Origin of the sequence: Bradyrhizobium sp. Mp19 (assembly GCF_029952935.1) — a bacterium.
In the GTDB taxonomy this organism is placed as follows: domain Bacteria; phylum Pseudomonadota; class Alphaproteobacteria; order Rhizobiales; family Xanthobacteraceae; genus Bradyrhizobium; species Bradyrhizobium elkanii.
The window spans coordinates 47,858-68,511 of sequence record NZ_JASAUT010000003.1; the positions used below are offsets into that span (position 1 = coordinate 47,858).

At 65.1% G+C, this 20,654-nt stretch carries 19 protein-coding genes; 4 read left to right on the top strand and 15 right to left on the bottom strand.

The window, feature by feature from the left end:
* Positions 1–42: 42 nt before the first annotated feature.
* Positions 43–975 carry a zinc metalloprotease HtpX gene (htpX, locus tag QJT82_RS05240; protein ID WP_028338615.1) on the bottom strand — a complete coding sequence of 311 codons (933 nt, stop codon included), beginning with the start codon at positions 973–975 and terminating at the stop codon, positions 43–45.
* A 242-nt stretch (positions 976–1,217) separates the two neighbouring features.
* Positions 1,218–2,870, bottom strand: a complete 1,653-nt coding sequence (locus tag QJT82_RS05245; protein WP_051447703.1) for an ATP-binding protein — start codon at positions 2,868–2,870, stop codon at positions 1,218–1,220.
* A 186-nt stretch (positions 2,871–3,056) separates the two neighbouring features.
* Here QJT82_RS05245 and QJT82_RS05250 point away from each other — a divergent pair, with 186 nt between their 5' ends.
* From QJT82_RS05250 to QJT82_RS05265, 4 genes are all read left to right on the top strand, one after another.
* Positions 3,057–4,403, top strand: coding sequence for a lytic murein transglycosylase (locus tag QJT82_RS05250; RefSeq protein WP_245288619.1), 1,347 nt, complete (start codon positions 3,057–3,059; stop codon positions 4,401–4,403).
* Between the two features lie 357 nt (positions 4,404–4,760).
* The gene (locus QJT82_RS05255) at positions 4,761–5,264 is read left to right on the top strand and encodes a DUF1993 domain-containing protein (protein ID WP_028338613.1); all 504 of its coding nucleotides are present in this window, start codon (positions 4,761–4,763) and stop codon (positions 5,262–5,264) included.
* Between the two features lie 247 nt (positions 5,265–5,511).
* Entirely contained in the window at positions 5,512–6,372 is an 861-nt protein-coding gene (locus QJT82_RS05260; RefSeq protein WP_028338612.1) for an SDR family oxidoreductase, read from the top strand.
* Between the two features lie 85 nt (positions 6,373–6,457).
* On the top strand, positions 6,458–7,561 hold the full coding sequence (locus QJT82_RS05265; protein ID WP_028338611.1) for an alkene reductase: 1,104 nt from the start codon (positions 6,458–6,460) through the stop codon (positions 7,559–7,561).
* A gap of 175 nt (positions 7,562–7,736) precedes the next feature.
* Here QJT82_RS05265 and QJT82_RS05270 read toward each other — a convergent pair whose 3' ends face one another.
* From QJT82_RS05270 to QJT82_RS05330, 13 genes are all read right to left on the bottom strand, one after another.
* Positions 7,737–9,479, bottom strand: a complete 1,743-nt coding sequence (locus tag QJT82_RS05270) for an ABC transporter substrate-binding protein (RefSeq protein WP_028338610.1) — start codon at positions 9,477–9,479, stop codon at positions 7,737–7,739.
* 110 nt (positions 9,480–9,589) lie between these two features.
* Positions 9,590–9,916: a DUF2160 domain-containing protein gene (locus QJT82_RS05275; RefSeq protein WP_016846242.1), complete on the bottom strand. Its 327-nt coding sequence runs from the start codon at positions 9,914–9,916 to the stop codon at positions 9,590–9,592.
* Between the two features lie 9 nt (positions 9,917–9,925).
* The gene (locus QJT82_RS05280; RefSeq protein WP_028333212.1) at positions 9,926–10,732 is read right to left on the bottom strand and encodes a carbohydrate ABC transporter permease; all 807 of its coding nucleotides are present in this window, start codon (positions 10,730–10,732) and stop codon (positions 9,926–9,928) included.
* The gene (locus QJT82_RS05285) at positions 10,732–11,634 is read right to left on the bottom strand and encodes a sugar ABC transporter permease (protein WP_028338609.1); all 903 of its coding nucleotides are present in this window, start codon (positions 11,632–11,634) and stop codon (positions 10,732–10,734) included. The genes QJT82_RS05280 and QJT82_RS05285 overlap by 1 nt, the downstream gene beginning before the upstream one ends.
* On the bottom strand, positions 11,634–12,719 hold the full coding sequence (locus QJT82_RS05290; RefSeq protein WP_028338608.1) for an ABC transporter ATP-binding protein: 1,086 nt from the start codon (positions 12,717–12,719) through the stop codon (positions 11,634–11,636). Before QJT82_RS05290 ends, QJT82_RS05285 begins: the two co-directional genes overlap by 1 nt.
* A 12-nt stretch (positions 12,720–12,731) precedes the next feature.
* Entirely contained in the window at positions 12,732–13,871 is a 1,140-nt protein-coding gene (locus QJT82_RS05295) for an ABC transporter ATP-binding protein (RefSeq protein ID WP_028338607.1), read from the bottom strand.
* Positions 13,868–15,412, bottom strand: a complete 1,545-nt coding sequence (gene glpD / locus QJT82_RS05300) for a glycerol-3-phosphate dehydrogenase (RefSeq protein WP_028338606.1) — start codon at positions 15,410–15,412, stop codon at positions 13,868–13,870. The genes QJT82_RS05295 and glpD overlap by 4 nt, the downstream gene beginning before the upstream one ends.
* Positions 15,413–15,613: 201 nt before the next feature.
* Entirely contained in the window at positions 15,614–15,883 is a 270-nt protein-coding gene (locus tag QJT82_RS05305; protein ID WP_028338605.1) for a hypothetical protein, read from the bottom strand.
* Positions 15,880–16,677 (bottom strand): hypothetical protein, encoded by a 798-nt coding sequence (locus tag QJT82_RS05310; protein ID WP_028338604.1) that lies wholly within the window; start codon positions 16,675–16,677, stop codon positions 15,880–15,882. The genes QJT82_RS05305 and QJT82_RS05310 overlap by 4 nt, the downstream gene beginning before the upstream one ends.
* Before the next feature lie 75 nt (positions 16,678–16,752).
* Complete coding sequence (locus QJT82_RS05315) at positions 16,753–17,592, bottom strand: DeoR/GlpR family DNA-binding transcription regulator (RefSeq protein WP_028338603.1); 840 nt, start codon at positions 17,590–17,592, stop codon at positions 16,753–16,755.
* 138 nt (positions 17,593–17,730) lie between these two features.
* The gene (locus QJT82_RS05320) at positions 17,731–17,925 is read right to left on the bottom strand and encodes a hypothetical protein (RefSeq protein ID WP_028338602.1); all 195 of its coding nucleotides are present in this window, start codon (positions 17,923–17,925) and stop codon (positions 17,731–17,733) included.
* A 174-nt stretch (positions 17,926–18,099) separates the two neighbouring features.
* The gene (locus QJT82_RS05325) at positions 18,100–18,561 is read right to left on the bottom strand and encodes an acyl-CoA thioesterase (protein WP_035630847.1); all 462 of its coding nucleotides are present in this window, start codon (positions 18,559–18,561) and stop codon (positions 18,100–18,102) included.
* Positions 18,558–20,654, bottom strand: coding sequence for a 3-hydroxyacyl-CoA dehydrogenase NAD-binding domain-containing protein (locus QJT82_RS05330; protein ID WP_028338600.1), 2,097 nt, complete (start codon positions 20,652–20,654; stop codon positions 18,558–18,560). Before QJT82_RS05330 ends, QJT82_RS05325 begins: the two co-directional genes overlap by 4 nt.

Genomic DNA, 20,654 nt, shown 5'->3' on the forward strand with positions numbered 1-20,654 from the left:
ACACCGCCTTCGCGGCTGCCGTTCAATCCCGCCTCACCTCGCCTATCCCCACGGGCCGCGCTGGCTCGACGATCCGCCCCACGGGCTGCGCGGCGGATAGCTTCCACCGGCCGGGCGCGGCGCGGTTTGGGTGCCGAGCTCGGCGGCGAGCTGCTGCAGCGCGGCGATGCGGTTCGCGGTCGAGGGGTGGGTCGCGAACAGGTTGTCGACGCCGTGGCCCGACAGCGGGTTGATGATGAACATGTGCGCGGTGGCCGGATTGCGCTCGGCCTCCATGTTCGGCACCTGATGCGCGGCGTTCTCGATTTTCGCGAGCGCCGAGGCCAGCCACATCGGCTGGCCGACGATGCGCGCGCCGTAATTGTCGGCGGCGTATTCGCGGGTGCGGCTGATCGCCATCTGCACCAACATGGCGCCGAGCGGCGCCAGGATCATCATCGCGATCGAGCCGACGATGCCGGGGCCGTTGTTGTTGCGGTTGCCGCCGAAGAACATGCCGAACTGCGCCAGCATCGAGATCGCACCGGCGATCGTCGCCGTGATCGTCATGGTCAGCGTGTCGTGGTGCTTGATATGCGCAAGCTCATGCGCGATCACACCGGCGAGCTCCTCGCGGCTGAGCTGCTGCATGAGGCCCGTGGTGACGGCGACCGCCGCGTTCTCCGGATTGCGGCCGGTCGCGAATGCATTGGGCTGCGCCTCGTCCATCAGGAACACGCGCGGCATCGGGAGAGCGGCGCGCTGCGCCAACTCGGCGACGAGATTGTAGAGTTCGGGCGCCGAGCCCGCATCGACCTGATGGGCGCCGTACATCGACAGCACCATGCGATCGGAATTCCAGTAGGCGAACAGATTTGTCGCAGCCGCGACCATCAGCGCGATCACGGCGCCGGTGCCGCCGCCGATCAGATAGCCGACCCCCATGAACAGGGCGGTGAGGCCGGCAAGCAGGAGCGCGGTGCGGAAATAGTTCATCGTTGTTCCCTCACGGCGAGCGGAATGCTGCCACAACTGACGCCGCTCAGGTAGGGATTTTGACGCTGAAGCCGCAAGGGGAACCAGTGCGTCGCAGCGACGCGGCGCGGGTTAATGATTGGTCATGTGCGGCGCCGTTCGTAGCCCGCATGAGCGAAGCGACATGCGGGGGCACCGCCCCGGATATCGCTTCGCTCATCCGGGCTACGAGATCGTGCCTACGCCGCCGGTTCGGAAGCACGCTACGCCGCCGGCTCCTGCGCGATCACCGCTTCGTCCTCGCGCAGCGCGACGCGCAACATGCGGGCGAGCTCGGCGCGGCTGTAGGGTTTTGCCAGGAACAGGATGCCCTGTTCCAGCTTGCCGTCCTGGTCGATGGCGTCATCGGTATAGCCCGACGTGAAGAGGACGCGGAGACTCGGGCGACGCTTCCGCGCCTCGGTGGCAAGGTCGCGCCCGTTCATCGCGCCCGGCATGATGACGTCGGTGAACAAGAGATCGATCGGCGCGCCGCTGTCGAGCACGGCAAGGGCTTCGCGGCCATCATTGGCCGACAGCGTGGTGTAGCCGAGGCTCTCGATCTGGGTCAGCACATAAGAGCGCACCAGCTTGTCGTCCTCGACGACAAGCACGATTTCCCGCGCGCCGCGCGCGTCCGGCTGCCGCCGCTCGGGCACTGCTGCCGGCGAGACCACCGCCGCGCGCGGCAGATAGAGCATCACCCTGGTGCCGCGGCCGACCTCGCTGTCGAGCACGACGTGGCCGTTGGATTGCCTGACGAAGCCGTAGACCATGCTCAGCCCGAGCCCGGTGCCCTTGCCGACGTCCTTGGTGGTGAAGAACGGCTCGAACACCTTGGCCAGGTCGGCTTCCGCAATGCCCCGGCCGTTGTCGGTCAGCGCGATCGCGACATAATCGCCGGCGGCAAGCCCGTCATGGCCGTTCACGTCCGATGGCTTGAGCTCGGCGGTGCGGGTCTCGATCGTCAGCCGGCCGCCCTTCGGCATCGCGTCGCGCGCGTTGAGCGCAAGGTTGATGATCGCGGTGACGAGTTGGTTGCCATCGACCAGTGCGCGCGGCAGATCGGGTGCGGAGTGAAAATCGATGTCGACATGGTCGCCGATGGTCGGCCGCAGCAGCTCGATGGTGTCGACCATCAACGCGTTGACGTCGACGTCGCTCGGCTGCAGCGGCTGCTTGCGCGCGAAGGCGAGCAGATGCCGCGTCAGCGATGCGCCGCGCTCGGCGGCGTCGCGGATCAGCGAGGTGATCTCGGTGAGTTGGCGGTTGTGGGTGACTGCCTCGGCCAGGATGTCGATGGTGCCGGTGATGACGGTGAGGATGTTGTTGAAGTCGGGCGCGATGCCACCGGTGAGCTGGCCGACCGCTTCCATCTTCTGCGCCTGGCGGATCTTGCTCTCATTGGCCTCGGCCTCGCGGAAACGCTCGAGCAGGAATTCCGAGCGCTGGCGCTGCCGTTCCTCCTCGGCGAGCGCAACATGCGCCTCGCGCAGCTGCGCTTCGGTCGGGATCGCGAGGATCAGCGGGATCAGCGGCCAGAGCAGCACGGCGGTGAAGATCGATGCGACAGCGGTGAGCGCCTTGAGCAGGCCCTCGAGACCGTAGATCGGCACCCACAGCGTGTAGATCGAGAACACGTGGGTGAGGCCGCAGGCGAGGATGAACGCGGCGAACGGCCAGGCCATCCAGCCGAACTGGAAATCGCGCCGCTTGGAGACGAGGATCGCCAGCGCAAACGGGATCGAGAAATACGAAGCGGCAATGATCGCGTCTGAAATCACGTGGAGCCAGATCAGCTCCGGCTCCCACAACAGGCAGATGCCGTGCGGCGAAAACGTCGACGAATCCAAGAGACGCTCGAGAAAACTCCACATGGGTCCCTCCGGGCGTGATCGATCCGCCGACACCCCTGCCCGCGAATCACCGGCCGATCATAGCCGCGGCGGCTGAACCTACCTCAGCCCAATTGGTCTAAGAGCGGCACCCCCGTTGTTGCCCGGTGTCGCGCTGGTGTATGCAGATTGGGCTTCAATTCCCCTTTTTTCCAGCCGGTGACATCGATGCCAGCCTCTCCCCTCCGCGCCCCGATCATGATCGCAGCGATCGCGGGGGCGCTGGCCCTCTCCACCCTCGCCTCGGCGCAGCAGCCGCTGCCCAGCCCGTTGAATCCCGCGCCAGTCAGGCCGCGACCTGCCGCCGTCGCCTCGCCGAGGGCTGCGTCCTGCCACAACGGGCAAAACTTCGATCGCTTCCTCGCCGAGCTGAAGCAGAAGGCGGTCGGCGCCGGCGTCTCGCAGCGCACGATCGCGGAGGCCGCGCCCTACCTGATCTACGACCAGGGCATCGTCAACCGCGACCGCGGCCAGCGCGTGTTCGGGCAGATCTTCACCCAATTCGCCGGCCGCATGGCCGCGAACTATCGCATGCAGCAGGGCCAGCAATACATCCGGACCTATGCCGCCGCGTTCGCGCGCGCCGAGAAGGAGTATGGTGTGCCGCCGGCGGTGATCGCCGCGTTCTGGGGGCTGGAGAGCGATTTCGGCGTCCAGATGGGCAATTTGCCGACGCTGAAATCGCTGGTGTCGCTGGCCTATGATTGCCGCCGCTCGGAGATGTTCCAGGGCGAGACCATCGCCGCGCTGAAGATCATCGAGCGCGGCGACCTGACGCCCGACGAGATGATCGGCTCGTGGGCCGGCGAGCTCGGCCAGACGCAATTCTTGCCGACGCACTATTTCAACTACGCGGTCGACTATGACGGCGACGGCCACCGCAATCTCCTGCAAAGCGGCCCCGACGTGATCGGCTCGACCGCGAACTACATCGCCACCGGATTGAAGTGGCGGCGCGGCGAGCCGTGGCTGCAGGAGGTGCGCGTGCCGCAGGCGGCCAATTTCCCGTGGGACCAGGCCGATCTCACCATCAAGCTGCCGCGCTCGAAATGGGTATCGCTTGGCGTCAGCTTGACCGACGGCAAGCCGCTTCCGAGTGATGAGATGCCGGCCTCGCTGCTGCTGCCGATGGGCCGGATGGGTCCGGCGTTCCTCGCCTATGCGAACTTCGCCGCCTACACCGAGTGGAACAACTCGCTGATCTATTCCACCACCGCCGGCTATCTCGCCGGCCGCATCGCGGGCGCGCCGCCGATGCAGCGGCCGCACGCACCGGTCGCGCAACTGCCGTTCGGCGAGATCAAGGAGTTGCAGGGATTGCTGGCGCGCGCCGGCTACGACGTCGGCAAGATCGACGGCGTGCTCGGACAGGCAAGCCGCAGCGCGGTGAAGACGATGCAGATGAAATACGGCCTGCCGGCGGATTCCTGGCCGACCGCGGAGCTCCTGGCGCGGATGCGCGGCGGGCCCCGCACCCAGCCGGCCGCCGATGCCGCGGCACCGGGGATGCGGTAGAGCAAACGCCCATTTTCCGTAGCCCGGATGCAGCGCAGCGAAATCCGGGACAAGCCCCGATGCGCCTCCCCGGATTGCGCTGCGCTCCATCCGAGCTACGCAGACTATGGTGAACCGTCATCCTGAGGTGCGAGCGGAGCGAGCCTCGAAGGATGAATCGGCCACACTGGGGGCCGTCCATCCTTCGAGGCTCGCCGAAGAGGCTCGCACCTCAGGATGACGGGTCCAAGACAGGTGCTGCGCGAAATATTTGACCAAGTGTTACAGCTCCCCGCAGTTGTATTCTTCCCCTTGCCGCCCCACTTGCAGCATCGCCGTTCGGTAACATCCGGATTTCATCAGAACAGGGAGCATCACATGTCCTTTCATGACGCCGTCGTCCCCGCTTATTTGCAGATCCTCAACAGCCTCACCGGCGAGCTGACCAAGGCCGAGGCGCATTGCGAGGCCAAGAAGATCGCGCCCGAGGTGCTGCTGGGATCGCGGCTCTATCCCGACATGCTGCCGCTGACCAAGCAGGTGCAGCTGGTCTGCGATCACGCCGCACGCGGCTGCGCGCGGCTGACCCATAGCGAGGTGCCGTCGACGCCCGACACCGAGAAGAGCTTCGGTGAACTGAAGCAGCGGCTCGCCAAGACCATCGACTATGTAAAGTCGTTCAAGCCGGCGCAGTTCGACGGCGCCGACGCCCGGGACGTCACCTTCCCGATCGGCCCCGATCGCACCATGACCCTGAAGGGTCAGCAATTCCTAAGCGCGTTCTCGTTCCCGAACTTCTACTTCCACGCCGTGACCGCGCACGACATCCTGCGCCACAACGGCGTCGAGATCGGCAAGCGCGATTTCCTCGGCGTGGCCTGACGCGCTTCGTCCCTCATGGTGAGGAGCGCGTCTTCGCGCGTCCCGAACCATGAGGCCCCACTCGGGCCACATCCTTCGAGACGCCGCTTCGCGGCTCCTCAGGATGAGGACCTACAAGGGCCGGGGTAATCGATATTCCCCGGCGCGGGATTTTCCGCCTTCGCCTAGGCTGCGGCGCGACACGTCGCCTCGCATGCGCAGCCGTGCTACTGCTCCCTGACAACAACAAGACGTCAGGGAGCACGCCATGTCGACCACAACCCACGCACCGAAAGCCATCGATCCGTCCGCTTCACTGCATGCCGAAGCGCTGGGACTGGCGAAGAACCACGGCCGCCTCGCCGGGCGGCGCATCATCGTGGTCGGCGCGGGACAGCGCACGACGGTGGATGAAGCGCCGCCGATCGGCAACGGCCGCGCCATGAGCGTGCTGTTCGCGCGCGAGGGCGCCTCGGTCGCCTGCCTCGACCTCAACAAGGACGCGGCCGACGACACCGTCGCGCAGATCACAGGCGAAGGCGGCAAGGCCTTCACCGATGTGGTCGATGTCTCCGACATCGCGGCGATCGCTCCCGCGGTCGAACGCTGCGCGCAAAGGCTCGGCGGTCTCGACGGGCTGGCGCTCAATGTCGGCATCTCCTCCGGCCTGTCGCTGCCCAAGATGACGGCCGAAGCCTGGGACCGCGACTACGCCGTCAATGTGCGCAGCCACATGCTGTTCGCGCAGAAGGCGCTGGAGGTGATGGCGCCGGGTGGCGCGATCATCCTGATCTCCTCGATGGCGAGCCAGCGCGCCGGCGGCCGCAACCCGGCCTATGAATCCTCCAAGGCGGCGCAGATCGCGCTGGGGCGGGCGATCGCGCGGGCCGGCGAGGAAAAGGGCATTCGCTGCAATGTGATCGCGCCCGGCTTCATGGACACGCCGATGGGCCGCGACGCCAGCCGCAGGCGATCGGACCGCGCCGTGACAGTGCCTTTCGGCCGCCAGGGCACCGGCTGGGAGGTTGCCTATACTGCGCTGTTCCTGGTTTCGAATGAATCCTCCTACGTGAACGCGCACACCCTGTTCCTCGATGCCGGCCACATGGGCGGAATTGTGCGCAGCTAGCCTGCGGAGCGCGAATACCTCGGGCATTGCGCTCGTCGCGGCAATGCACAATTCTCCTCCATCAGTCATCCTCTGGAACATTTACATGAGCCAATCGACCAAACTTCTCGAGCCCTACAAGCTCGGCGCGCTGACGCTGCCGAACCGCCTGGTGATGGCGCCACTGACGCGCAACCGCGCGGTGCCGCCCGGCATGGTGCCGAGCCCGCTCGCGGTGGACTATTACAGCCAGCGCGCCTCCGCCGGCCTTCTGATCACCGAGGCGAGCCAGGTCTCGCAGCAGGGCCAGGGTTACCAGGACACGCCCGGCATCTATTCGAAGGAACAGGTCGAGGGCTGGCGCAAGGTCACCGATCGCGTGCATGAGCGCGGCGGCCGCATCTTCATCCAGCTCTGGCATGTCGGCCGCATCTCGCATGTCGCACTGCAGCCGAACGGCGGCGCACCGGTGGCGCCGAGCGCCATCAAGGCCAAGACCAAGACCTTCGTAAACGGCACGTTTGCCGATGTCTCCGAGCCGCGCGCGCTCGAGCTGTCGGAAATTCCCGGGATCATCGAGGACTTCAAGCGCGGCACGGCGAATGCGCTGGCGGCCGGCTTTGACGGCGTCGAGATCCACGGCGCCAACGGCTATTTGCTCGACCAGTTCGCCCGCGACGGCACCAACAAGCGCACCGACGCTTATGGCGGCGGAATCGAGAACCGCGCCAAGCTGATGCTGGACGTGTCCAAGGCGGTCGCCATCGAGGCCGGCGCCGATCGCACCGGCATCCGGATCTCGCCGGTGACGCCGGCCAACGACATCACCGACTCCAATCCGCAAGCGCTGTTCGACTACATCGTCGACCAGCTCAGTGCGCTGAAGCTGACCTATCTCCACGTCGTCGAGGGCGCGACCGGCGGCCCGCGCGATATCGCGCCGTTCGACTACGCCTCGCTGCGCAAGCGCTTCAAGCAGGCCTATGTCGCCAACAACGGCTACGATTTCGCGCTGGCGGAGAAAGTGCTGGAGGCCGGCGCGGCCGACCTGATCGCGTTCGGCAAGCCGTTCATCTCCAACCCCGATCTGGTCGAGCGGCTCAAGACCGGCGCGAGGCTCAACGAGTGGGACAAGGCGACCTTCTACGGCGGCGGCGCCAAGGGCTACACCGACTATCCGACGCTGAAGGCGACCGAGGCGGCGGAGTAGGGAGCGCTCCTCTCTCCACATCGTCATTCCGGGGCGATGCGAAGCATCGAACCCGGAATCTCGAGATTCCGGGTCTGGTGCTTGCGCACCATCCCGGAATGACCTGGCAAACAACAAAAAGGCCGGGATCGCTCCCGGCCTTTCGTCGTTCTCGGATGGCGTGGGCTGGTACGCCTTACTTCGCTTCGGCGCGCTTCGGCGGGTTGGCCGGCCACGACTTGATCAGCGTGTCGTAGTCGATCGTCTCGCCCTTCGGCTTCTCGTTCGCGAGCTTGCGCTGCGGAGCGATGGTGCCGTCCTTCTCGGCCTTCTTGTACCAGAATTCGGCGGATTCCTTCTTGTTCAGCTTCGGTCCGCAGGCGCCCTGCACACCGGACTTCTCAAGACGCTCCATCACCGAATCCTGGGCCGCGGCCAGCGCGTCCATCGCCTGCTGCGGCGTCTTGGTACCGGACGACGCATCGCCGATGTTCTGCCACCACAGCTGCGCGAGCTTCGGATAGTCGGGCACGTTGTTGCCGGTCGGGGTCCACTGCACGCGCGCGGGCGAGCGGTAGAACTCGATCAGGCCGCCGAGCTTCGGCGCACGCTCGGTGAACGACTTGTCCCAGATATCGGACTCACGGATGAAGGTGAGACCGACATGGCTCTTCTTCAGCGACACCGACTTCGAGATGATGAACTGCAGATAGAGCCAGGCCGCCTTGCGGCGATCCGGCGGGGTCGACTTCAACAGCGTCACGGAGCCGGCGTCCTGATAGCCGAGCTTCATGCCTTCCTTCCAGTAAGAGCCGTGAGGCGACGGAGCCATACGCCACTTCGGCGTACCGTCCGCGTTCATCACGGCGATGCCCGGCTTCACCATGTCGGCGGTGAAGGCGGTGTACCAGAACATCTGCTGGGCGATGTTGCCTTGCGCCGGCACAGGCCCTGCTTCCGAGAAGGTCATGCCCTGGGCCTGCGGCGGGGCATACTTCTTCAGCCAGTCGAGATATTTGGTGATCGAGTAGACCGCGGCCGGGCCGTTGGTGTCGCCACCACGTTCGACCGAGGAGCCGACCGGGCGGCAGCCTTCCATGCGGATGCCCCACTCGTCGACCGGCAGGCCGTTCGGGATACCCTTGTCGCCGTTGCCGGCCATCGACAGCCAGGCGTCGGTGAACCGCCAGCCGAGCGAGGGATCCTTCTTGCCGTAGTCCATATGGCCGTAGATCTTGACGCCGTTGATCTCCTTGATGTCGTTGGTGAAGAACTCGGCGATGTCTTCATAGGCCGACCAGTTCACGGGCACGCCGAGCTCATAGCCATACTTGGCCTTGAACTTGGCCTTGTACTCGGGGTTGGTGAACCAGTCGTAGCGGAACCAATAGAGGTTCGCGAACTGCTGGTCGGGCAGCTGGTAGAGCTTGCCGTCCGGCGCCGTGGTGAACGACTTGCCGATGAAGTCATCGACGTCGAGCATCGGGTCGGTGACCTCCTTGCCCTCACCCTTCATGTAGTCCGACAGGATGATGGTCTGACCGTAGCGGAAGTGGGTGCCGATCAGGTCGGAGTCGTTGATCCAGCCGTCATAGACGTTCTTGCCCGACTGCATCTGGGTCTGCAGCTTCTCGACGACGTCACCTTCCTGGATGATGTCGTGCTTGAGCTTGATGCCGGTCAGTTCGGAGAACGCCTTGGCCAGCGTCTGCGATTCATATTCATGCGTCGTGATCGTTTCCGAGACGACGTTGATCTCCATGCCCTTGAAGGGTTCGGCGGCCTTGGCGAACCACTCGAGCTCCTTCTTCTGGTCTTCCTTCGACAGCGTCGAGGGCTGGAATTCCGCGATCCACTTCTGGATCACGGCATCGTCGGCGGCGCGGGCCGGCGTGGCGACCGCGAGCGAGGCTGCGATCAGCGCGGCGGCGCTGGTCATAGTCAAAAGACTATCCTTTGTCGTTCTCAAATGTCGCATTATGATTCCTCCGGTTGCAGCGACAAACCCCAGGCCCGGGTTGACCCCGGATCTGCTCTTCTTCGCTTTCGTCAGACGGTGCGAAAGATCGCCACGGCTGAAAGAAGCGAAATCAGCGTTGCGAGCCACAGGCTCGAAATTTCCACGCCCTCGCCGATCGGCAGGGTGAGGATCGGATCGGTGCCGACGAGGCCGATCCACACCAGGTGGATCACCGCCGCCAGCACCAGCGAAATGAACAAACGATCGCCGCGCGTGGTCGGGATGCGCAGCACGCCGACCCGCTCGGCCTCGGGATAGACCGCCGCGAGCCAGGTCATCACGCCGAGCGTCGAGGCCAGCAGCACGAAGAAGATCGCGGTCGGCAGCGTCCAGGCCATCCATGCGATGCTTTCCATGATCGCCTCCTAGACCCGGCCGAGCGCGAAGCCGCGCGCGATGTAGTTGCGGACGAACCAGATCACCAGCGCGCCCGGAATGATGGTGAGCACGCCGGCGGCGGCAAGCAAGCCCCAGTCCATGCCGGCCGCCGAGACCGTGCGCGTCATGATCGCCGCGATCGGCTTGGCCTGCACCGAGGTCAGCGTGCGCGCCAGCAGCAGCTCGACCCAGGAGAACATGAAGCAGAAGAAGGCGGCGACGCCGATGCCGCTCGCGATCAGCGGCACCAGGATCTTGATGAAGAAGCGCGGGAACGAATAGCCGTCGAGGAAGGCGGTCTCGTCGATCTCGCGCGGCACGCCGGAGACGAAGCCTTCGAGGATCCACACCGCCAACGGCACGTTGAAGATGCAGTGCGCGAGCGCGACCGCCCACGGCGTATCGAACAGGCCGATTGCCGAATAGAGGTTGAAGAACGGCAGCGCGTAGACCGCCGCCGGCGCCATGCGGTTCGACAGCAGCCAGAAGAACAGGTGCTTGTCGCCGAGGAAGCGGTAGCGCGAGAACGCATAGGCCGCCGGCAACGCCACCGCGATCGAGATGATGGTGTTGAGCACGACGTATTCGAGCGAATTGATGTAGCCCGAATACCAGCTCTCGTCGGTGAAGATGCGCTTGTAGTGCTGCAGCGTCGGCGTGTGCGGCCACAGCGTCATCGTCGAGACGATCTCGGCGTTGGTCTTGAAGCTCATGTTGACGAGCCAGTAGATCGGCAACAGCAGGAAGATCAAAAACAGCGCCATGATCAGGCGGCGGCCGGGGATCGAATGCATCACGCCGCTCCTTCCTTGGCCGGACGCTCGGAGCCGGCATTGACCATCACGGTGTAGAACACCCAGCACACGATCAGGATGATCAAATTGTAGACCAGCGACAGCGCCGCGGCCTTTCCGAGGTCGAACTGGCCGAGCGCGATCTTGACGAGCTCGATCGAGACGAAGGTCGTCGAATTGCCGGGGCCGCCGCCGGTGACCACGAACGGCTCGGTGTAGATCATGAAGCTGTCCATGAAGCGCAGCAGCACCGCGATCAGCAGCACGCGGTTCATCTTCGGCAGCTGGATCGCCTTGAACACCGCCCAGCGCGAGGCGCCGTCGATCTGCGCGGCCTGGTAATAGGCGTCGGGGATCGACTTCAGGCCGGCATAGCAGAGCAGCGCGACGAGGCTGGTCCAGTGCCAGACGTCCATCACGATGACCGTGACCCAGGCGTCGACCTCGTTGGACACGTAATTGTAGTTGAGGCCGAGGTGGTTCAGCACATAGCCGAGCAGGCCGATATCGGGCCGGCCGAATATCTGCCAGATGGTGCCGACCACGTTCCACGGAATCAGCAGCGGCAAGGCGAGGATGACGAGGCAGGCCGCGACGCTCCAGCCCTCGCGCGGCATCGACAGCGCGACGATGATGCCGAGCGGCACCTCGATCGCGAGGATCACGGCAGAGAAGAACAGGTTGCGGCCGAGCGAGGCCAGGAAGCGCCCGCCGAGATCGGTCGATGGATCGAGCAGCTCCTTGAACCAGCCGACGCCGTTCCAGAAGAACTGGTTGTTGCCGAAGGTGTCCTGCATCGAATAGTTCACGACGGTCATCAGCGGCAGCACCGCCGAGAACGCGACCACCAGGAACACCGGCAGCACCAGGAACCAGGCTTTTTGGTTGATCGTCTTGTCCATCAGGCGACCCCCTCCACCAAATGGCTGTCGGCATAGACGTGGACATGCGCGGGATTGAAGATCAGCCCGGCGGTATCGCCGGAGACCGAGAAGCCCGGCGGCACGCGCGCGGCGAATTTGGTATCGCCGACCCGCACGCGGGCGAACTGGATGCGGCCGAGATCGTCGATCCGCTCGATGGTGGCCGACAGCAACCCTGACGCCGGCGACGCGACGTCGACGAATTCCGGCCGCACGCCGATCTCGATCTTCTTGCCCGCAGGCAGCACACCATAGTTTCGATGCAGGCCGATGACATGGCCGTCGATCCGCGCCTCGTGACCACTGACCTCGGCGCGCACGATGTTCATGCCGGGCGAGCCGATGAAGTAACCGACGAAGGTATGCGCCGGCTTGTCGAACAATTCGGCCGGCGTGCCGCTCTGCACCACGCGACCGTCATGCATCACGACGACGGTGTCGGCGAAGGTCAGCGCCTCGGTCTGGTCGTGGGTGACGTAGATCATCGTGAGGTCGAGCTCGCGATGCAGCGCCTTCAGCTTGGAGCGCAGCTGCCACTTCAGCTCGGGATCGATCACCGTCAGCGGTTCGTCGAACAGGACGGCCGCGACGTCGGAGCGCACCAGGCCGCGGCCGAGCGAGATCTTCTGCTTGGCGTCGGCGGTGAGCCGCGTCGCCTTGCGTTTGAGATAGGGCTTGAGGTCGAGCAGATCGGCGATCTGCCTGACCCGCGCGTCGACCTCGGCCTTCGCGACGCCGCGATTCTTCAGCGGGAAGGCCAGGTTCTGGCCGACCGTCATGGTGTCGTAGATCACCGGGAACTGGAACACCTGCGCGATGTTGCGCTTTTGCGTCGACAGCGGCGTGATGTCGCGGCCGTCGAACAGAATCTTTCCCCGCGACGGCGTCACGATGCCGGAGATCAGGTTGAGCAGCGTGGTCTTGCCGCAACCGGACGGCCCGAGCAGCGCATAGGCGCCGCCCTGCCGCCAGGTCATGGTGACCGGCTTCAGTGCAAAGGATTCCTGCGGCGCGTCGTTGCCGCCGTAGGAGTGCGCGAGATCGACGAGGTCAATGCGGGCCATGGAGCATCTCCCTCACTTGCCGTTGCCGGCTGACGCGTTTGCCGCACGCGCACTGCGATGCACGTTGCCCGAAAACGCGGTCGCGGGCGACGCGACGAGGCGGTCGGCCGCGTCGAACACGAAGATGTTGTCGGGATCGAGCGCGGCGTCGAGCACCTGCCCGGGTTCATATTCGTGCACGCCGTGCAGCACCGCAACCCAGTTCGAGCCGTGGACATGGACGTGCACAAAGCTCTCCGACCCGGTGATCTCGGTCACCGTCACCGCGGCGGAAAATTTGTGACGGCCGGCCGCGACATTCCCGACCTCGAGCTGGTGCGCACGGAAGCCGGTCCGGTAAGCGCCGTCGGGCAGATTGGCGTAGAGGCCGGCCGCGGGCGCCTGCTCGCCGCCGGCATAGATCACTTGCGCGCCCTTCTTCTCGATGCCGATGATGTTGAGCGGCGGATCGGAAAACACCTGCGCGACGCGCAGCGTGTCGGGATGACGGTAGACCTTGGGCGTCGCGCCGGTTTGCAGCGCCCGGCCCTGCCACATGCAGACCGTGTCGCCGCCGAGCAGCAGCGCTTCCGACGGTTCGGTGGTGGCGTAGACGAAGATCGCGCCGGAGGCCTCGAAGATGCGCGGCAGCTCGGCGCGCAGCTCCTCGCGCAGCTTGTAGTCGAGATTGGCGAGCGGCTCGTCGAGCAGCACAAGGTCGGCGCCCTTGACCAGCGCCCGCGCGATCGCGGTGCGCTGCTGCTGGCCGCCGGAGAGTTGCAGCGGCGTGCGCTTCAGGAACGGCTCGAGCCGCAACAGGCTGGCCGCTTCCACCACGCGCCGCTCGATCTCGGCGCGTGGCTTGCCCTGCACGCGCAGCGGCGAGGCGATGTTCTCGTAGACGGTCAGCGAGGGATAGTTGATGAACTGCTGATAGACCATCGCGACCGAACGCTGCCGCACGTCGGCGCCGGTGACGTCCTTGCCGTCGACCAGCACGCGGCCGGTGGTCGGCTTGTCGAGGCCGGCGAGCAGCCGCATGATCGAGGTCTTGCCCGACAGCGTCGGCCCGAGCAGCACGCTGAGCGTGCCACGCTCCAGCGTCAGCGAAACATCGCGGATGGTCGGAATGCCATCCACGGTTCGCGTGACATTCTGCAGTGTGACGCTCATGCCCGTCCTCCCGCTTCGCGGAGGGGACGTTCACCGGACACGCGGTTGGCGAGCATCCACTCGTCGAGCGCGGCGATTTCACCCGCCGTCATCCGCAAGCCCAGCTTGGATCGTCGCCAGACGACATCGTCCGCAGTCCGAGCCCATTCGTTCGCCATCAGGTACCTGACTTCGCTTTCCGTCAAGGTGGCGCCGAAGGAGCGGCCGAGATCGGCCGTCGATGTTGCGTTGCCCAAGATTTTGCTGGCGCGCGTGCCATAGGCATGGGCGAGACGATTGGCGTGCGATTGCGCGAGAAACGGATAGTTGCGGATCAATTCGGCGCTCAGCGCCGCGACCGCGGATACATCCATGTCGCCGCCGGGCAGCGGCGCCTTGCCGGTCCAGCCCTCCTGCGCCTTTGTGCCGCGGAGATAAGGCGACAGCCGCTCCAGCGCCTCTTCGGAGAGGCGGCGATAGGTCGTGATCTTGCCGCCATAGATCGACAGTAGCGGCGCACCGCCGGGTGTATCGAGCTCGAACACATAGTCGCGGGTCGCGGCCTTGGCTTCGCTCGCGCCGTCGTCATAGAGCGGACGCACGCCGGAGTAATTCCAGACCACGTCCTCGGGCTTCACCGGCTTGGCGAGATAGGCGCTGGCGGACGCGCAGAGATATTCGATCTCCTCCTGCGTCGCCTTCACCTTGGCCGGATCGCCGTCATAGTCGCGATCGGTGGTACCGATCAGCGAGAAGTCGTTCTGATAGGGAATGACGAAGATGATGCGGCCGTCGGCATTCTGGAAGATGTAGGCACGGTCGTGGTCGTAGAGCTTCGGCACCACGATGTGCGAGCCCTGCACCAGGCGCACCTTGGCGCGCGCGTTGACGCCGGCGCCCGAGGCCAGGACCTGTTCGACCCAGGGACCGCCGGCATTGACCAGCACACGTGACTGGATCGTATCGCGGGCACCCGTAACACTGTCCTCGACCGTGACGTGCCAGACGCCGTCGACCTGCCTGATCTCGACCGCGCGGGTGCGGGTGCGGATTTCGGCGCCGCGATCGGCGGCATCGCGCGCGGTCAGCGCAACCAGCCGGGCGTCGTCGACGAAGCAGTCGGAATATTCGAAGCCCTTGGTGTAGCGGCCCGGAATCAGCGGCTTGCCGACCACGTCGCGGGTCAGATCGACCGAGCGCGTCGCCGGCAGCAAATGCCGGCCGCCGATGTGGTCGTAGAGGAAGAGGCCGAGCCGCAGCAGCCAGGCCGGGCGCAGGCCGGCGTGGTGCGGCAAAACGAAACGCAGCGGCCGAATGATGTGGGGCGCGATCTGCCAGAGGATTTCGCGCTCGATCAGCGCCTCGCGCACCAGACGAAACTCGTAATATTCGAGGTAGCGCAGACCGCCATGCACGAGCTTGGTCGACCAGGACGACGTCCCGCTGGCCAAGTCGTTCATTTCACAGAGGAAAACAGAGTTACCCCGGCCCGCTGCATCGCGCGCGATGCCGCAGCCATTAACGCCGCCTCCGATGATGGCGAGGTCGTAAATCTGATCCAAAGAACGCTTCCCCCGGCAACCGCCTTCGCTTTGACGGTTTTACTTTCGGATTGGAGTAAATCACAACCAAAAACGAAAGCAAAGTGAAAACGGGGAACTTTGTCTGGGGATTCTTTGGGCGGAGTGCTCGCGGTCAGGGCTTTTGGGGAGGACGGGACGAGCAACGCTTGGGGTGACGCCAGGCAAGGCGGTGGTGGGCGATCAGGGACGCTGTGGCGATCGTCCGACGCGCAATTCCGGCAGAGCCTTTTCGGGATAGTAGGTACGGCGAACTTCACCGCCTACCCGCTTGGCGCAAGCTCGGCTGTCGCGCACAAAGTAGGCCGCGAGCAAAAGCACACCGGTCGACGCGACGAATGTATGACGGCTGGCGAACAGGACGTAAAAGACCAACGATGCGACGAAAAGGCTCGCATACCATTTGAGCGCGAAGCGGAGATAGATTCGCCCGATCGAGCGATCCCTGTTCATCGGATCGCCCGATTGCCTGGCAGCGACGCCGACAGCACGAGAAAGAAGAGCGGAAAGAACACGAAGACCGCGACATAGGCCCAGAGGTGTCCGCCGCCGAGCGCGACTTGCAGGGCACTATATCCCGATGATTTTCGGTGCGCCAGGAGTGCCCAGAATGCAAAGCAGAACAGCGGCATCGTGAGATACTTCCACTGCTCTCGCCAGTCGCGCAGGATGGTCGCGAGATCGCCAAGCAATGCGATCAGGAACAGGGAAAACGTGACGGCGTAGAGCGAGACCAGCGGCAGGAAGAGGTGCTCGAACCTCACCCGCGCGATTGTTTCCGCCGACATCGGGATGCCGTCCGCAAACAGGCTGCCGAACGGCGGGACCACGAACAGGCGCATGTCAAAGCCCATCGCCTGGCCAAGCCAGAACACGACGATCGCCACCAGGCCGATTACCGACTGCGCGAGGAAGGCCCCGCTCGCGATGCGCTGACACAGCGATCCCGAAAAGAAGATCCGCGACAGTCCGTAAAGCAGTTTCCTGCCACGGCCGTTCTGTTGTTCCAGCTCTGAAAGCCAGGCCGGGCGGCTCCCGCTGCCGAAGCGAAAGATGTCGGCACGGACGCTCTTCGATGGCGGCTGGGTCTCACCATCGAACGCACGCATGACCACAAGCGCAGAAACACCGCCGGCCAGCGCCGTCGCGCACGCGGATGCGACGTTAAAGCCAAGGACAAACGAGACGATGCCGAACATCGCCGCCATGCCCAATGCCGTGACGATCTTGAATTGCGTGCTGACCAACGAACCGCTCCACCTCAGGCAGGCTACAGCAGCGGCCGAAAGGCATCCGAAACAGGTTCGCTAAAACTTGAGCGATCAAGCGCCTTGCGCGCTGCGCAGCGTCGCGGGTGCCGCGTCGGCGCCGTTGTCGTCGAGATCGACTTGCGGCTTGTCCATCGCGACGACCACCTCGATGCCGCGGCTATGGCAGATATTGGCGAGGCCCGCGGGGAGCGGTGAATCGGTGACGAAGGTCTGGATCTGGCTCATATGGGCGATCCGCACCGGCGCGCTGCGGCGGAGCTTGGTCGAGTCCGAGACCAGCATGACGTTGCGCGCATTGGCGATGATCGCCTGCGCGACCTGCACCTCGCGATAGTCGAAGTCGAGCAGCGCACCCTCCTCGTCGATCGCCGATGCGCCGATGATGGCGTAGTCGACCTTGAACTGGCCAATCAGCTGCGTCGCGGTGGAGCCGACCACGGCGCCGTCGGCGCGGCGCACCGTGCCGCCAGCCACCACCACCTCGATGCGCGGATGGCGGTACAGCAGCATCGCGACGTTGAGGTTATTGGTGATGACCAGCAGATCCTCATGCGAGGTCAGCGCGCTCGCGACCTCTTCCGTGGTGGTGCCGATATTGATGAACAGCGAGCAGCCGTTCGGAATCCGTGCCGCCGCGGCAGCGCCGATCGCCTTCTTCTCCTCGGCGGCGACGAAGCGACGCGCCTCGTAGGCGAGGTTCTCGACGCCCGAGGCGATGATCGCGCCGCCATGGATGCGGGTCAGCGAGCGCTGGTCGCAGAGATCGTTAAGGTCCTTGCGGATGGTCTGCGCCGACACCTCGAATCGCTTGGCGAGGTCTTCGACCATGACCCGGCCGAACGCGCGCGCGATGTTGAGGATTTCAGTCTGGCGATGGGAGAGTCCGGCCACGGCGGCCCCCTTGAAACGGCGAGTCGCCTATCGTGCGACCGTTCGGCACGGAGGTCAACGTGCAGTGCCGGATCAGGCACGGCCGGGCGAAGGTGGACGCTTCGCCCGGGCCACGCGCTATCGCGCAGCAAAGATGTTCTACGACGCCACCTGCATGGATTGACCGGTAAGCAGCCGGCGCGCCGCGCGCTCGGCCTCGCGGGCATTGCGGAAGATCTGGCCTTCAAGGCGGTCGAAAAGGTGCGATGCAGCAAAGAACTGATAACCACGCGTATCGCGCACCACGATACCCGCCGTCTGCGAACTCACTTCGATCACGTAACTGTCGGACATTGTCAGCCTCGGTTTGACTCCGGCCCGACAACGGAATCGCTGGCTGTTTGTTCCTCAGTTATTTTGCGAGGCGAAGCGCCGGAATCCGATGCTTTTTGCAATCAAACCACGCTCCGGACTCAGTTTCGACGCGTTTGCTCCCGCGCCGAATCAGCGGCACTGGCGCGACGAATGTCAGGTCGCGATCATGGCGCCGTCGCGCTGGATCGGTTGCGGATGGCCCTGCTCGTCGATCGAGACATAGGTGAAATTGCCGTCGGTCACGAGGATCGACTGTTGCTCGCGACGGCGCAGCACCCAAGCCTCGAGATGCACCGTGATCGAGGTGCGGCCGATGCGCACGAGATTGGCATGGACGGAGACGAGATCGCCGACATTGACCGCCTTGCGAAAATTCATCGCGTCGATCGCGACCGTCACGGTGCGCGACTTCGCCACCTTGGAGGCGAACACACCGCCGCCGAGATCCATCTGGCTGAGCAGCCAGCCGCCGAAGATGTCGCCATTGGCATTGGTGTCGGCCGGCATCGCCAGCGTGCGGATGCAGAGATCGCCCTTCGGCTCAGCATCGTTGCGCAGCGGCGCGTGAACATGGGTGTCGGTCACTTGCGAGGCGGTCACCTGCGAATCGGTCACTTGAAGGCCTCCCAGCAGGGATCCGGCGCAAATCGTCCGCCGAACTTGCGCATCAAGGCCTGCATCGCCGACACCACATTGTCGACGCCGCGGCTGCGCGCATAGTTGAGCGGGCCGCCGCGGAACGGGGCATAGCCGGTGCCGAAGATCATCGCGCCGTCGACCATGTCGGGATTGTCGACGATGCCCTCGCGCACGGCGGCGACGCAGACATTCGAGATCGGCAGCACCAGGCGGTCGATCATCTCGTCGCTCACTTTCGGTCCGGTCTCTGGCAGCGGCGCCTTCTCCGCCTTGCCGTCCTTCCAGGTGTAGAAGCCCTTGCCGGTCTTGCGGCCGAGCTCGCCCCTGGCGACTTTTTCTCGCAACCACGCAGGCGCTGGCGGCAGCGTATCGCCGAACTTCGAGCGCAGCATGTCGCCGACATCGAGGCAGATATCGAGGCCGACCTGGTCGGCGAGCTCGATCGGCCCCATCGGCATGCCGAACTCGACGGCGGCCGCGTCGATCAGGCGCTGGTCGGTCTTCTCGTCCAGCATCATCATCGCTTCCAGCATGTAGGGCGTCAGCGCGCGGTTGACGAGGAAGCCCGGCGAGCTCTTCACCGACAGCGGCAGGCGGTCGATGGCGCCGACGAAAGCGAGCGCCTCCTTGAGCATGCCGGTATCGGTGCCGTCATGGCTGACGACCTCGACGAGTTGCAGCCGCGACACCGGGTTGAAGAAGTGCAAGCCGAGCAGCCGCTCCGGCCGTACCAGCGTGGTGCGCAGATCCTGCAGCGGGATGCTCGAGGTGTTGGTAGCGAGGATCGCGCCGGGCTTCATCTTCGGCTCGAGGGAGGCATAGACCTTCTGCTTCAGCTCGAGCTTTTCCGGCACCGCCTCGATGATCAGATCGGCGTTGCGGACGCCCTCGCCGTCCATGTCGGGAATCAGGCGGTCGAGCGCATCGCGCTGGTCGATCCGCTTGCGCATGATCTTGCCGAACAGCTCCGCGGCGCGCTTCATCGCGCCCGCGATCGGCTCGGCCTTCATGTCGGCGAGCGTCACCCGCATGTCCTGGTTGGCGCACCAGGCCGCGATATCGCCGCCCATCGCGCCGGCGCCGATGACATGGACATGCGCAACCTTGTTGCCGCTGCCGGCGACCTTCTTCATCTGCTCGCGCAGGAAGAACACGCGGATCAGATTCTGCGCGGTCGGCGTCACCATCAGATTGGCGAACGAGGCCTTCTCCGCATTCAGCATCGCCGCGCGGTTGCCGGCGTGCTTCTCCCACAGCTCGATCAGCGCATAGGGCGCCGGGTAATGCTTGCGCGGCGCGGCCTTCTCGGCCTCGCTGCGCATCCGCGAGGCAAGGAAGCCCCTGACTGGACCGAGATTGAGGATCGAGTTGAGCGCGCCCGGCCTGGCGCGCTTCAGCCGGCCGAACACCGCATCCTTCACCGCGTTGCGGACATGGCGTTCCTGGGTGACGGCGTCGACCAGGCCGAGCGACTTGGCGCGGCGCGCGTCGATCGTCTTGCCGGTCAGCATCAAGGTCATGGCCTGCATCGGGTTGATCAGCTCGGTGAAGCGCACGGTGCCGCCGAGACCGGGATGCAGGCCGAGCATCACCTCGGGGAAGCCGAACCGCGCGTCGTCGATCGCGATTCGCATCTGGCAGGCCAGCGCGACCTCGAGGCCGCCGCCAAGGCAGAAGCCGTGGATGACGGCGACCGAGGGCACGCGCAGCGCCTCGAGCCGGTCGATCACCGCGTGGGCGCGGCCGATCGCGGTCTCGACCGCGCTGGAATCGCTGGCGCCGCGAAACTCATTGACGTCGGCGCCGGCGATGAAGCCGCTCTTTTTCGCGGAGCGCACCACGAGGCCGGTCGGCCGCTGGTTCTCCAGCGCCGCGACGACGGCATCGAGCTCCTCGAGCAGATCGGCGGACAGTGTGTTGGCGCTGGCGCCGGCGCGGTCGAACAGCAGCCAGGCGATGCCGTCGTCATCGCGCGTCAGCTTGAAATTCCGGTAGGGGCCGTCGGCGGCAGGCTTCGGCCCAAGTTCGAGCACGCGATCGGCGAGAACGTCCATGATCCGTGAATCCAT

What these genes read in the sequence shown, in the direction of transcription:
- QJT82_RS05260 (WP_028338612.1), top strand. Translation starts at nt 5,512, where the DNA reads ATGTCGACCACAACCCACGCACCGAAAGCCATCGATCCGTCCGCTTCA.
- QJT82_RS05265 (WP_028338611.1), top strand. Translation starts at nt 6,458, where the DNA reads ATGAGCCAATCGACCAAACTTCTCGAGCCCTACAAGCTCGGCGCGCTG.
- QJT82_RS05280 (WP_028333212.1), bottom strand. Translation starts at nt 10,732, where the DNA reads ATGCATTCGATCCCCGGCCGCCGCCTGATCATGGCGCTGTTTTTGATC.
- QJT82_RS05330 (WP_028338600.1), bottom strand. Translation starts at nt 20,654, where the DNA reads ATGGATTCACGGATCATGGACGTTCTCGCCGATCGCGTGCTCGAACTT.
- QJT82_RS05295 (WP_028338607.1), bottom strand. Translation starts at nt 13,871, where the DNA reads ATGAGCGTCACACTGCAGAATGTCACGCGAACCGTGGATGGCATTCCG.
- QJT82_RS05285 (WP_028338609.1), bottom strand. Translation starts at nt 11,634, where the DNA reads ATGGACAAGACGATCAACCAAAAAGCCTGGTTCCTGGTGCTGCCGGTG.
- QJT82_RS05305 (WP_028338605.1), bottom strand. Translation starts at nt 15,883, where the DNA reads ATGAACAGGGATCGCTCGATCGGGCGAATCTATCTCCGCTTCGCGCTC.
- QJT82_RS05270 (WP_028338610.1), bottom strand. Translation starts at nt 9,479, where the DNA reads ATGACCAGCGCCGCCGCGCTGATCGCAGCCTCGCTCGCGGTCGCCACG.
- QJT82_RS05290 (WP_028338608.1), bottom strand. Translation starts at nt 12,719, where the DNA reads ATGGCCCGCATTGACCTCGTCGATCTCGCGCACTCCTACGGCGGCAAC.
- QJT82_RS05275 (WP_016846242.1), bottom strand. Translation starts at nt 9,916, where the DNA reads ATGGAAAGCATCGCATGGATGGCCTGGACGCTGCCGACCGCGATCTTC.
- QJT82_RS05320 (WP_028338602.1), bottom strand. Translation starts at nt 17,925, where the DNA reads ATGTCCGACAGTTACGTGATCGAAGTGAGTTCGCAGACGGCGGGTATC.
- QJT82_RS05250 (WP_245288619.1), top strand. Translation starts at nt 3,057, where the DNA reads ATGCCAGCCTCTCCCCTCCGCGCCCCGATCATGATCGCAGCGATCGCG.
- QJT82_RS05255 (WP_028338613.1), top strand. Translation starts at nt 4,761, where the DNA reads ATGTCCTTTCATGACGCCGTCGTCCCCGCTTATTTGCAGATCCTCAAC.
- htpX (WP_028338615.1), bottom strand. Translation starts at nt 975, where the DNA reads ATGAACTATTTCCGCACCGCGCTCCTGCTTGCCGGCCTCACCGCCCTG.
- QJT82_RS05245 (WP_051447703.1), bottom strand. Translation starts at nt 2,870, where the DNA reads ATGTGGAGTTTTCTCGAGCGTCTCTTGGATTCGTCGACGTTTTCGCCG.